At 72.3% G+C, this 12,656-nt stretch carries 10 protein-coding genes; 3 read left to right on the top strand and 7 right to left on the bottom strand.

The genetic code is table 11. The features are described 5' to 3' along the window. Window positions 1–30 precede the first annotated feature (30 nt). From leuA to DB033_RS20785, 4 genes are all read right to left on the bottom strand, one after another. Complete coding sequence (leuA, locus tag DB033_RS16255) at window positions 31–1,809, bottom strand: 2-isopropylmalate synthase (RefSeq protein WP_111767934.1); 1,779 nt, start codon at window positions 1,807–1,809, stop codon at window positions 31–33. Window positions 1,810–2,363: 554 nt separating this feature from the next. Continuing rightward, complete coding sequence (locus DB033_RS16250) at window positions 2,364–3,356, bottom strand: hypothetical protein (protein WP_111767933.1); 993 nt, start codon at window positions 3,354–3,356, stop codon at window positions 2,364–2,366. 488 nt (window positions 3,357–3,844) lie between these two features. Further along, window positions 3,845–4,495, bottom strand: a complete 651-nt coding sequence (locus DB033_RS16245; protein WP_111767932.1) for a metal-dependent transcriptional regulator — start codon at window positions 4,493–4,495, stop codon at window positions 3,845–3,847. Between the two features lie 390 nt (window positions 4,496–4,885). Beyond that, window positions 4,886–5,026 (bottom strand): hypothetical protein, encoded by a 141-nt coding sequence (locus DB033_RS20785; RefSeq protein WP_157970736.1) that lies wholly within the window; start codon window positions 5,024–5,026, stop codon window positions 4,886–4,888. Window positions 5,027–5,355: 329 nt separating this feature from the next. Between DB033_RS20785 and DB033_RS16240 the strand changes: the two genes are divergently transcribed. From DB033_RS16240 to DB033_RS16230, 3 genes are all read left to right on the top strand, one after another. Continuing rightward, the gene (locus DB033_RS16240) at window positions 5,356–6,621 is read left to right on the top strand and encodes an aspartate kinase (protein ID WP_111767931.1); all 1,266 of its coding nucleotides are present in this window, start codon (window positions 5,356–5,358) and stop codon (window positions 6,619–6,621) included. 53 nt (window positions 6,622–6,674) lie between these two features. After that, complete coding sequence (locus DB033_RS16235) at window positions 6,675–7,763, top strand: aspartate-semialdehyde dehydrogenase (protein ID WP_111767930.1); 1,089 nt, start codon at window positions 6,675–6,677, stop codon at window positions 7,761–7,763. An 89-nt stretch (window positions 7,764–7,852) separates the two neighbouring features. Further along, window positions 7,853–8,284 carry a hypothetical protein gene (locus DB033_RS16230; RefSeq protein ID WP_111767929.1) on the top strand — a complete coding sequence of 144 codons (432 nt, stop codon included), beginning with the start codon at window positions 7,853–7,855 and terminating at the stop codon, window positions 8,282–8,284. A 6-nt stretch (window positions 8,285–8,290) separates the two neighbouring features. On the opposite strand, the gene DB033_RS16225 is transcribed toward DB033_RS16230, so the two are convergent. The 3 genes from DB033_RS16225 to DB033_RS16215 form a co-directional block, all read right to left on the bottom strand. Further along, a complete protein-coding gene (locus DB033_RS16225; RefSeq protein WP_240615940.1) occupies window positions 8,291–9,598 on the bottom strand; it encodes an Nramp family divalent metal transporter in 1,308 nt (435 codons plus the stop codon). 109 nt (window positions 9,599–9,707) lie between these two features. Beyond that, complete coding sequence (locus tag DB033_RS16220; RefSeq protein ID WP_157970735.1) at window positions 9,708–10,742, bottom strand: hypothetical protein; 1,035 nt, start codon at window positions 10,740–10,742, stop codon at window positions 9,708–9,710. Beyond that, entirely contained in the window at window positions 10,739–12,574 is a 1,836-nt protein-coding gene (locus DB033_RS16215) for a S9 family peptidase (protein ID WP_111767926.1), read from the bottom strand. Before DB033_RS16215 ends, DB033_RS16220 begins: the two co-directional genes overlap by 4 nt. Between the last annotated feature and the right edge of the window lie 82 nt (window positions 12,575–12,656).

The following is a 12,656-nucleotide window of genomic DNA, read 5'->3' as shown; positions in this document are numbered from 1 at the left end:
ACGTCAGGCGTCCGGGCGCGTCCGGAGAGGTCAGGCGTCCGGGATGCCGGCCCGGTTGATCGCCGACACCACGGCCTTGATCGACGCGGTGGTGATCGACGAGTCCACGCCCACGCCCCACACGACCTTGCCGTCGATGGCGCACTCCAGGTACGCCGCGGCCCGGGCGTCGCCGCCGGCCGACAGCGCGTGCTCGACGTAGTCGAGCACCCGGACGTCGATGCCGACGCTGCTCATCGCGTCGCAGAACGCGGCCACCGGGCCGTTGCCGACACCCCGGACGACCTGCTCCTCGCCCTCGACGACGATGCGGGCGGCCAGCCGGTCGCGGTCCTCGGTCTCGTCGGTCTCGGTGCGGGCCCGGATGAGCTCGACCGGGGAGGTGCGGGTCAGGTACTCGTCGGTGAAGTACGTCCACATCGCGGCCGGGCCGACCTCGCCGCCCTCGGCGTCGGTGACCTGCTGGACGACCCGGGAGAACTCGATCTGCAGCCGTCGCGGGAGGTCCAGGCCGTGCTCGGACTTCATGATGTAGGCGACGCCGCCCTTGCCGGACTGCGAGTTGACCCGGATGACCGCCTCGTACGAGCGGCCCACGTCGTGCGGGTCGATCGGCAGGTACGGGACCTCCCAGGTGAAGTCCTCGACCGCCACGCCCGCGGCGTCGGCGTCGCGCTTGAGGTGGTCGAAGCCCTTCTTGATCGCGTCCTGGTGCGAGCCGGAGAACGCGGTGAAGACCAGGTCGCCGCCGTACGGGTGGCGCTCCGGCACTTTCAGCTGGGTGGCGTACTCAGCGGTGCGGCGGATCTCGTCGATGTCGGAGAAGTCGATCTGCGGGTCCACGCCCTGGCTGAACATGTTGAGGCCCAGGGTGACCAGGCAGACGTTGCCGGTGCGCTCGCCGTTGCCGAACAGGCAGCCCTCGATGCGGTCGGCGCCCGCCATGAAGCCCAGCTCGGCGGCGGCGACGCCGGTGCCGCGGTCGTTGTGCGGGTGCAGGCTCAGCACGATCGCGCTGCGGCGCTCCAGGTTGCGGTGCATCCACTCGATGGAGTCGGCGTAGACGTTGGGGGTGGCCATCTCGACGGTCGCCGGCAGGTTGACGATCATCGGCCGGTCGCTGGTCGGCTGCCAGATCTTGGACACCGAGTTGACGACCTCCAGCGCGTACTCCAGCTCGGTGCCGGTGTAGGACTCGGGGGAGTACTCGAAGCGCCAGTCGGTGTCGGGGTACTTGTCCGCCCACCGCAGCACCTCCTCGGCGCCGTTCGTGGCGATGCTGGTGATGCCGCTCTTCGGCAGGCCGAAGACGACCCGGCGCTGCAGCGTCGACGTCGAGTTGTACAGGTGGACGACGGCGCTGTGCGCACCCTCGACGGCTTCGTAGGTGCGGGCGATCAGCTCGGGACGGGCCTGCGTCAGCACCTGGATGCGGACGTCGTCGGGAATGGCGTCCTGCTCGATGATCTCGCGGACGAAGTCGAAATCGGTCTGCGAGGCGGCCGGGAAGCCGACCTCGATCTCCTTGTAGCCCATCTGCACCAGCAGGTCGAACAGCCGCCGCTTGCGGGCCGGGGTCATCGGGTCGATCAGCGCCTGGTTGCCGTCACGCAGGTCGACCGCGCACCACAGCGGGGCCTTGTCGATGACCTTCGTCGGCCAGGTGCGGTCGGGCAGGTCGATGGGGGTGAAGGGCTGGTAGCGCTGCACCGGCATGGAGCTCGGGCGCTGGCGGTTCCAGGTCGGCTGGCCGGTGGGGATGTCGCCGGCCGGGATGCGGACACCGGTGGCGCGGGAGAACGTGGTCATGGGGTTCCTCGTCTTGCTGGGGGCTGGGACTGCTGTCGGCAGACCGGCACGACGGAGCCCCGCGACGAGGAGGCCGGTCTGTCAGGCCTCGTCGCGGCAGCTAAGGAGCAGTCCGGCGACGGTGAACGCGCCGGGCGCTGCGGTGTGCGCCACGATCGGAAACCCTACCCCCGGGTGTGTGGTGGGGCGCAACCCGCTCGGTGGGGTGGGGGCGGTTCGTGCGGTGGGCGCGTCTCGGTGGCGGGGTGGTCCGCGGGGCCTGCTTCGCGTCACCTGCGCAGCGACACGGTCCCGGTTCGCGACAGGTTCGGCGTCTTCGCGACAGCTGCGGGTGTTCGAAGGTGTCGCGGAGTGGGTGGAGCTGTCGCTGGGCGGCTGGGCCGTGGGTCGTGGACGTGGTGTGGGGTCGAGGTCGGGGTGTGCGCGGCCGGTGTCGTCGTGCCAACCGTCGTTGGCGCGCTCGGGTCGGTGGCCCGTCCCGGTTCGCGACAGGTTCGGCGTCTTCGCGACAGCTGCGGGTGTTCGAAGGTGTCGCGGAGTGGGTGGAGCTGTCGCTAGGTGACGGCTGGGCCGAGTCGGAGGGGCGCCGCCGGCCGATACGAGCCCAGCGCGACCATGCCTCGGGCATGCATGTCGCGACCACGACGGACAGCGTCGGCGATGCGCCGTCGGAGTGCAGCCGGGTCGGTCAGGTCTGCCCAGACGACTCGTGTCACCAGGTAGCCGAGCCCGCGGATCACGTCCTCGCGCCGCTTCTCGGCGAGCACGGCGTCCTCGACGCTCTGACCCGGGGAGCGCAGGGCCAGGTACTTCTGGCGGCCGTCGAATTCGAGGACGAGCAGCGCATCGCGGACCGCGAGGTCGACCCGCGCGCCGAAACGGCCGGCAGCGTCGCGCAGTTCGACCTGCGCGTCCATCGGCGCGATTCCCTGCAGGACGAACCGCGTCAGCGACTCCCCGGGACTTTCGCTGCGGCCGTCTGCCGCGAGCAGGGCCCGGCGGCCGGTCCCGATCCCCGGGATCCCGGCCGAACGGTCCAGCACGTCTCGCACAGCGCTCGGTGTCGTCGTGCCCTCATGGAAGGCGTGGTCGGCGGCCACGACCGCAGCTTCCGGTGATTCTGTTCTGGCCAGGTCGACCAGGGTTCTGGCCGGTGTGGTCACGGCGATCCCGTCCTGCTCGGTGACGTCACCCGGCAGGAGGGCACCCCCGTGGTCCACACGCCCGGCACTCCGTCGCCCGCCGACAGCTCCGGGGCGGGTGAAGTGCACGCGGTCGAGGTCGACGCCGTGCAGGGGGAGACCCCAGACGACAGCCGCCGACGCGTGGCTGATCACGCACGGCGTCGGAGCCCGGGTGGCGGCCGCGATCGCGACGCGATGGCGTTGATGGGTGTCCAGGCCGGCGAGGGCGTCGGGGTCGGCGTAGCTGCCGCGGCGTATCCGGCTGAGCTCGCCGTGGCGTTCCGCACGACGCAGATCGTGGTCCGACCAGCCGTCGGCGAGGACGGCCGAGCGGTGGGTGAGGGAGATCCGGCGCGCATCCATCGGGTCAGCCTCGCGGTCGGCGGCGCTGCGGGCACGACGCGGTCCCTGCGGTGTGGACACCTGCCAGGGTGTGCACAAACCGCGACGCCGGTACCGCTCCCGCGCGCCGGCCCTGCGCTGCCTCGAACTCACCGGCGGGCCGTGGTCGCCCGTTCCGCTCCGTTCTCGCGACGGCGCGGACGGGGCGGGCTTCGTTCTTCGCGACAGTTCCGCCAGCTCAGCGACGACTTCGCTCAAGTGAAGCGGTCGCGAAGCTGATGAAACTGTCGCGAAGCCGGCCTGGTGCGGCGACACACGACGACAGGCGTGACCGGCCCGCCGCGACACCGTACGGCCCGCGAGACCGGCCCGACACGGACCCTGGCCCGACACGGCCGTCCCGGCCCGGCCACGCGTCGGCCCGCGTGTCGGGCCCGACGCGACACCGGGCCCGACGCGCAGCCGGCCCCGATGCGACGACCGGCCGGACCGGCGAGCGAGGCGCGCCGTCAGGCCCGGGTGACCCAGATGGCCCGGGTGGCGAGGTCACCCATGTCGACGGTGACCTCGGAGGGGCCGTGGAGGGCGATCGCGGTGCCGGCGCCGAACGGCAGCCGTCTGAGCACGGTGACCGGGCGGTCCAGGGCGACGGCGAGCTCGTCGAAATAGCGGAGCATCTCGGGGTCCTCGTCGGAGATCCGGGCGATGATGCCGCTCTCGCCGGGTTCCAGCAGCGACAGGCGCCGCGCGTCCGGGCGCTGGACGACGCCGTCGGCGTCCGGGATGGGATCGCCGTGCGGATCCCGCGTCGGATGCCCGAGCTTCGCGTCGATGCGCGACAGCATCAGGTCGGAGATGGCGTGCTCGAGCACCTCGGCTTCGTCGTGCACCTCGTCCCAGGTGTAGCCGAGCTCGGCCACCAGGTAGGTCTCGACGAGCCGGTGCCGGCGCATCATCCGCAGCGCCACCGAGCGGCCGGCGTCGGTCAGCGCGACGGCCCCGTACGGACGGTGCGTCACCATGCCGACGGCGGCGAGTTTGCGGATCATCTCCGACGAGGTCGACGGGGAGACCCCGACCAGGGAGGCGAGCAGCGACGTGGTGATCTGCACGTCGTCCCACTCACCGGCGGTGCAGATCTGCTTGAGGTAGTCCTGCATCACCGGGCTGAGTTCCGCAGCCTCCGGCCCGGCGGGGGGTCGGGGTACGTCCGGATCGGCCACCCGACCAGCCTAAGGCCCGCGATCTCGCCGGACGGCCCGACGTGATGCAGCCCGACGTGACGCCGGACGGTCTAACGGGACGCCGAAAAGGCCCGACGTGATGCGTCCTGACGTGACGCCGGACGGTCTGACGGGACGCCGGACGGCCCGATGTGATGCGTCCTGACGTGACGCCGGACTGTCTGACGGGACGCCGGACGGCCCGATGTGATGCAGCCCGACGGGACGCCGGACGTCCTGACGGGACGCCGAACGGCCTGCCGGGACGCCGGACGGCCTGACGGGACGCCGAACGGCCCGATGTGACGCCGAACAGGCTCGATGGGATCAGTGGCCGAAGACCTCGAGCGCGGCTAGTGCGCACACGAGGGCGGTGAGCAGCAGCACGGCACCCTCCCACGCGGCCCGGCGCGGTGACGACGGGTGCGGCGGTCGCTGGTAGACCGGTCGCGCAGTGGAATTCGGCATACCGAAACTCTACCCAGGGGGCGGCCGGAACATCCGGTGTCGAGGCATCCATCGGTCACTGGACCGATCCAGCCCCGCGACGACGACGAGCGTCTGGCCGCCGGGCCTCCAGCAGGGCGGCACACCCACCCGCGACCCCGTGGTCAGCACGGACGCCCCGGCGCGACCCGGCGCCCTTCGTGGCAGCGGTCGGCCGGGGGTCAAGGGAGCGCGCGGAACGCCGGTATCCTCGATGCGGCTGCGCGCGCCCGCCGACGACCGGCGGCAGCTGCATCGTGGCGCTGTGATGGGAAGTGCCCTCCGGCACGCGATGCGAAAGGTGCCCTCCGGTGAGCCTGGTGGTCCAGAAGTACGGTGGCTCGTCCGTGGCCACCGCCGAGCGGATCAAGCGGGTCGCCGAACGCATCGTGGAGACGGCTGCGGCCGGCAACGAAGTGGTCGTCGTCGTGAGCGCCATGGGCGACACCACCGACGAACTCCTCGATCTCGCCCAGCAGGTGTCGCCGCTGCCGCCGGGCCGCGAGCTCGACATGCTGCTCACCTCCGGTGAGCGCATCTCCAACGCCCTGGTCGCGATGGCCATCGACGCGCTCGGCGCGGAGGCCCGCTCGTTCACCGGTTCGCAGGCCGGCGTCATCACCACCTCGGTGCACGGCAAGGCCCGCATCATCGACGTCACCCCCGGCCGCATCCGGTCGGCACTCGACCAGGGGGCGATCGCGCTGGTCGCCGGCTTCCAGGGCGTCTCGCAGGACACCAAGGACATCACCACCCTCGGCCGCGGCGGCTCCGACACCACCGCCGTCGCGCTCGCCGCGGCGTTGAACGCCGACGTCTGCGAGATCTACACCGACGTCGACGGTGTCTACTCCGCCGACCCCCGCATCGTCCCCGACGCCAAGAAGCTCGACACCGTCACCTACGAGGAGATGCTCGAGCTCGCCGCGTCCGGCGCGAAGGTGCTGATGCTGCGCTGCGTCGAGTACGCCCGCCGCTACAACGTTCCCGTTCACGTCCGCTCGTCCTACTCGGACCGCAGCGGCACCCTGGTCACCGGCAGCATGGAGGATCTCCCGATGGAGGCAGCGCTCATCACCGGCGTCGCGCACGACCGCAGCGAGGCCAAGGTGACCGTCGTCGCCGTACCCGACCACCCGGGGGTCGCGGCGAAGATCTTCCGCACCATCGCCACCGCCGAGATCGACATCGACATGGTGGTGCAGAACGTGTCCCGAGGTGCGGAGGGCCGCACCGACATCACGTTCACGCTGCCCAAGGCGGACGGCGAGCGCGCCGTGGCGGCGCTGAACGCCAACCGCGACGAGCTCGGGTTCTCGTCGATCATCTACAACGACCTCGTCGGCAAGGTGTCGCTGATCGGCGCCGGGATGCGTTCGCACCCGGGCGTCATCGCGACGTTCTGCGAAGCACTGGCCGAGGCGAAGGTCAACATCGACATCATCTCGACGTCGGAGATCCGGATCTCGGTGCTGGTCAAGGACTCCGAGCTGGACGTCGCGGTGAAGTCGCTGCACGCGGCGTTCGAGCTGAGCGGCGACGAAGAAGCGATCGTGTACGGCGGCACCGGGCGCTGACCCGCACCGCACCACCAGCCCGACGCGCGGGCGAGAGACAGAGAGCGAACCAGATGAGCACAGACGTCGCAGTCCAGGATCCGCAGCAGCCGGCCGGGGACGCGCCGACGCTGACCGTCGCCGTCGTCGGCGCGACCGGACAGGTGGGTGCCGCGATGCGGCAGATCCTGGCCGACCGCGATTTCCCGCTGACGAAGATCCGCTTCTTCGCCTCCGCCCGTTCCGCCGGCAAGACCCTGGAGTACCGGGGCGAGCAGATCGTCGTCGAGGACGCCGACACCGCCGACCTGTCCGGCATCGACATCGCGCTGTTCTCCGCCGGTGCCACCACCTCCCGCGCCCAGGCGCCGCGCTTCGCCGAGGCGGGCGCGCTGGTCATCGACAACTCCAGCGCCTGGCGGATGAACCCGGACGTGCCGCTGGTGGTGTCGGAGGTCAACCCGCACGCGATCGCCGAGGCGAAGCTGGGCATCATCGCCAACCCGAACTGCACCACCATGGCGGCGATGCCGGTGCTCCGCCCGCTGCACGACGAGGCGGGTCTCGAGCGGCTCATCGTGTCGACGTACCAGGCGGTCTCGGGCTCGGGACTCGCGGGTGTGCAGGAGCTGGCCACCCAGGTCCGCGCGGTGGCCGAGGGCGCGGAGGCACTGGCCTACGACGGGTCGGCCGCCGAGTTCCCCGAACCGGTGAAGTACGTCCGGAACATCGGCTTCAACGTGGTGCCGCTGGCCGGCGCGATCGTCGACGACGGGTCGCTGGAGACCGACGAGGAACAGAAGCTCCGCAACGAGTCCCGCAAGATCCTGGGCATCCCGGACCTGCGTGTCGCCGGGACCTGCGTGCGGGTGCCGGTGTTCACCGGCCACTCGCTCTCGATCAACGCCGAGTTCGCCCGGCCGCTGTCGGTCGAGCGGGCCACCGAGCTGCTGGCCGACGCCCCGGGGGTCGAGCTGTCCGAGGTGCCGAACCCGTTGCAGGCGGCCGGGTCCGACCCGAGCTTCGTCGGCCGCATCCGGCAGGACCGGAGCGCCCCCGAGGGTCGCGGTCTGGTGCTGTTCATCTCCAACGACAACCTGCGCAAGGGTGCGGCCCTCAACGCCGTGCAGATCGCCGAGCTGGTCGCCGCCAAGCGCTCCTGACCGCTCGGTTTCGGCGTGGGAATCACCGGGATCCGGTGATTCCCACGCCGAAAGTGGCAGTTGACGGAGGCCGGGGTACAGCAGCACCCATGAGCGAAACCCCCGATCCCGACCACGTCCGCCCGGCCGGCGTCAGCGACGCCACCGTCGACGCGCTCGGCAAATTGAGTGCCGCACTCGAGGTCATCGAGAACGCCCGCGGCCAGTTGTACGGCTTCCACCGAATGACCGGTGAGGCCGACCTCGCGCTCGGTGAGGCCGTGCACGCGCTGCGGGAGTCCGGCGCGACCGCGCTGGCCGACGACCTGGAGGCCGAGCTGGTCGGCCGCAACGTCATCGAGGGTCGGTGGACGTTCCAGATCGTCGAGGACTACGACGACGGCTACTACGCGACGTTCAAGGCGTTGGAGAAGCGTGCCCGCGACGAGCTCGCCGACGGCAGGCGGCACCTCTTCGAGTCGGAGATGAAGGAGGACCGCCGTACCCACGGGCGGCGGCACCACGAGTCCCGCCCCGACTGACACCGCTCAGCCCAGGGCCAGGTTGACCAGCAGGAACACGTTGAGCCCGACGATGAGGGCGGCGACGACGGACGCGACGAGGGTGGTCGCCCGGCGGTTGACCCAGGCGCCCATCAGGTCACGGCGCGACGTCAGCCAGACCAGCGGGATCAGTGCGAACGGGATGCCGAAGCTGAGCACGACCTGCGACCAGACCAGCGCCTGGGTGGGGTCGGCGCCGCTGAGCAGGATGAGCAGGGCCGGCACCACGGTGATCAGCCGTCGCAGCAGCAGCGGGATCCGTCGCTTCAGGAAGCCGGCCATGATGACCTGTCCCGCGTAGGTGCCGACGGCGGAGGCGGCCAGCCCGGACGCCAGCAGCGCCACGCCGAAGGCGATGGCCGAGCCGCTGCCCAGTTGAGCGCCCAGCCCGGCGTGCACCTCCTCCAGGGACGCCACCTCGGTGGCATCGCCGAAGAACAGCTGCGCGGCGATCACCAGCATGACCGCGTTGACGACGCCGGCCAGGCCCATCGCGATGACGACGTCGGTGCGCTGGGTGCGCAGCAGTTGGCGCCGGCGCGGCGCGGGCAGGTCGTGGCGGCTGACGTCGGCGGGCAGCGGATAGCGGTCCGGCACCAGGGCCGAGTGCACGTAGATGACGTGCGGCATCACCGTGGCGCCGAGGATGCCGGTGGCCAGCAGTACGCTGTCGACCCCTTCGAACCTCGGCACCAGGCCCTCCGCCATCCCCGACGGGCTCGCCCCCGAGCGGATGAGGGTGTACCCGAAGCCGAGCGCGATGACGGCCAGCAGTCCGCCGATGACCAGCTCGAACGGTCGGTGCCCGCGGTTCTGCGCGGCCAGCAGGCCGAACGCGACGATCGCGGCGATGACGCCGCCGACGGGCAGCGGGATCCCGAACAGCAGGTTGAGCGCGACCGCCCCGCCGACGATCTCGGCGATGTCGGTGGCGATGGCGACCGCTTCGGCCTGCAGCCACAGCCCCCAGGTGACCGGACGCGGGAACCGCTCCCGGCACAGCGACGCCAGATCCCGGCCGGTGGCCAGGCCGAGCTTGGCGGTGAGGGTCTGGATCAGCATCGCCATCAGGTTCGCCGTGACGATGACCCACAGCAGGAGGTAGCCGAAGCTCGCGCCGCCGGAGAAGTTGGTGGCGAAATTACCGGGATCGACGTAGGCGACCGCGGCCACGAAGGCGGGGCCGAGCAACGCCAGCGACGTCCGGAGTCGCCGTCGCCACGGCGGCCGCCGGTCCGGGAAGCGTGAATCGGTCGCGTCGATCACCGTCGCCACCGAGGCCGGTTCGGTCACTCGCCCACCCTTCGTCGCTGCGGAACGCAACGTATTCGGAACGCCGAAGCCCGGAGTTTGGTCCACCATAGTTCGGCTGCCCGAAATCGCGCATCAGGTGCGCCGCACATCACCGGCAGGCCACGCTGCCGATCGCGGGGCCGCTCATCGGCGACTTCTCCGACACCACCACGTAGCCGCAGCCGCCGGCCGCCCGGTAGGTCACGCCCTCGGTCTGCCACTGGGTGGGGACCGGCACCGTGCGGTGCTCCCAGGTCGCGAAGTCCGCCGGGTCGGCGTCCGGAGCCGGTGCCCGGAACTCCACCGCCTGGTCGTAGGTCACCAGCAGGACGGTGCCCGGCCCGCGGGCGGCGTCGGTGACGACGTTGCCGACCACCAGCGACCGGGACGGCGAGGGCGGCCGCGGCGGGTCGAACGTGGCCCACAGGACCAGGTCGCCGCCGCCGGCGGCGCCGGTGTACACCCGGTGCGGGGTCTTCCCGCCGGCCGGTTTGGTGATCACCACGATCCCGCCGTCGTCGGTGACCAGCATCGCCTCGGCGTCGAAGGCGCCGTCGGGGTAGGCGTAGTCCCAGCGCTCCGACGCCACCGATGACGGCAGCGGCACCGTCGGCTCGGCCGCCCGGTACACCGACACCGAGTCCCGGCCGCCGTTGCCGCCGATGTCCCCGACGAAGAGGCAGGTCCCGGTCGGGCACGGTCCGGCCGCGAGGGCCTCCGCGTTGTCGGCGTCCATCCCGTCGACGGCGACGGTCCCGACCGCGGCGCCGTCGGCGTGGACCGCGGTGACCGCGCCGGCGCCCGTGCCGTCGTCGACCACGAAGTACAGGTCCGGATCGGTGCTCGAGGCGGCGACCCCGCTGGCCTCCCGGACGGAGTCGGGCAGCGTCCCGTCGTCGACCGCGTCGGCGTAGCAGGGCTGCCATTCGCATGTCGGGGCCGTCGACGCGGACGGGGAGGGCGGCGCGGTGCCCGTCGGTGTGCCGAAGGGGGTGATGCCGGGCGGGGCGGGGGTGGTCGGCAGCGCGCCGGACGGTGGAGCGGTGGGGGTCGACGGGGGCCGCGGCGCGGGAGGTGCCGGCTGGGGAGCCGTGCCGCAGCCGGCGACCAGCACCGCGACGAGCACCCAGCGGGCAGCTCTCACGCGCGGTCGGCCAGCACCCGCCGGACGAAGTCGAGCTCCACCGCCACCTGTCGCATCCGTTCGGCGACGACCATCGAGCCGTGCCCGGCGTCGTAGCGGTAGACCTCGTAGCGGTGACCGCCGGCGGCCAGCCCGTCGAGGTAGTTCTCCACCTGCCGGATCGGGGTCCGGGGATCGTTCTCGCCGGCCGAGACGAGCACCGGGGTGCGCACGGACGGCAGCCAGGTCAGCGGCGACGAGTCCCGGTACTTCTCCGGCACCTCCGCGGGCGACCCGCCGAAGAGCGCCCGGTCGTAGGCGCGCAGCGGCTCCATCTCGTCCTCGTACGCGGCCAGGTAATCGGCCACCGGGGCGCCCGCGACGGCCGCCGCCCAGCGGCCGGGGTGGGTGCCGACGCCCAGCAGCGTCAGGAAGCCGCCCCAGGAGTAGCCGAGCAGCACGCTGCGGGCCGGGTCGGTGAGCCCGTCGGCGACGACCCGGTCGTGGACGGCGGTGATGTCGGCGAGCTCGGTGTGGCCGATCCGTTCGGTGAGGGCGTCGCGCCAGGCCGAGCCGTAGCCGGTGGAGCCGCGGTAGTTGACCTGGACGACGGCGAACCCGGCGTCGAGCCAGGTCGCGCGGGTCGCGTCGAAGGAGTCGTCGTCGGCCGCGGCCGGGCCGCCGTGCACGTAGAACAGGGTCGGCAGCGGCCCGGTGCTGCCGGCCGGGCGGGCGGTGAACGCGTGGATGCGGCCACCGGGGCCGTCGACCCACAGGTCGGTCAACGGCTCGGATCCGGGTGCGGCGCCGCCGGGCGGGGTCAGCAGCACGGCGTCCGCGCCGTCGGCGAGCACCCGGACCGAAGCCGCCGCGGCCGCCGAGGAGTGCCGGTACCAGACGGCGCCGTCGGGCCGGGCCACCGCGCCACCGACCGTGCCGGGGGCCGCCGGGAGGCCGGTCAGCTCGCCCGACGCGAGGTCGTAGCGGTGCAGGGTGGTGCGTCCGGTGTGGGTGTGCGACAGCAGCAGCGCCGTCGCGTCGGGGTAGAAGTCGGCGTCCACGTCGCCCGGCAGGTCGAGCTCGAGCTCGGTCACCCCACCGGTGACGGTGTCCCAGATCAGCAGCTCGTCGCGGCCCCGCCGCTCGTGGCCGACGAGCAGCCGCTGGTCACCGGCGACCGGTGAGAACGCCTGCGGGTTCAGCCCCTTCCCGGGTCCGTCGGACAGCTCGGCGAGCACCGCACCGTCGGCCACCGCGTACACCCGCAGCTCCGGGTAGCGGGAGTCGCCCGCCTCGGAATGCGCCAGCACCCACCGCGTCTCGTCCCGTGACAGGGCGCCGACGGAGGCGTCCTCGGCGTGGGTGTAGACCGCCCGGGTGCCCGCGCCGTCGGTGAGGTGGACCCGGGAACCGTCGTCGTCGGCGAAACCGGCCACCACCACGGCATCCCCGAGTTCGAGCCCGGCGGGGTAGCCCGGCGGCACCCCGGGCAACGCGTCCTCGGCCGGACCTGCGGTGCCGAACGGCTGCCGCCGCCACGACCCGAACTCGTCGCCGTCGGCGTCGTCGAACCACCAGAGCCGCGTGCCGTCGGGGGTGAGCACACCGGAAGTGGTGCCGTCGGGCCGGCTGGTGGCCTGCACCCGCTCGCCGGAGTCGACGTCCCAGGTGTGCAGCTCGTAGATACCGGACTCGTTGCTCACCAGCACCGTGCGGTCAGGGGCGTCACGCGCCGGGTCCGGGAGGCCGATGCGGACGGCGTCGAACCGGGCCCGCCACCGCGCCTCCGCCGCGGGGTCGTCGAAGAGGACGGCGGGGACGTCGGCGAGCGGATGGGTGGTCGTGTCGGGCATCGGGCCAGCCTAGGCGGCGGCTCCCGGGCCGACGGCGGTCGTCCGATCCCGCGCCCCCGGACCGGTGCCATGCGGCAAGATC

Origin of the sequence: Nakamurella deserti (assembly GCF_003260015.1) — a bacterium.
GTDB classification, from domain to species: Bacteria; Actinomycetota; Actinomycetes; order Mycobacteriales; family Nakamurellaceae; genus Nakamurella; species Nakamurella deserti.
Note: the sequence above shows the minus strand (reverse complement) of the source record. Positions and strands in the feature narration are given on the sequence as shown.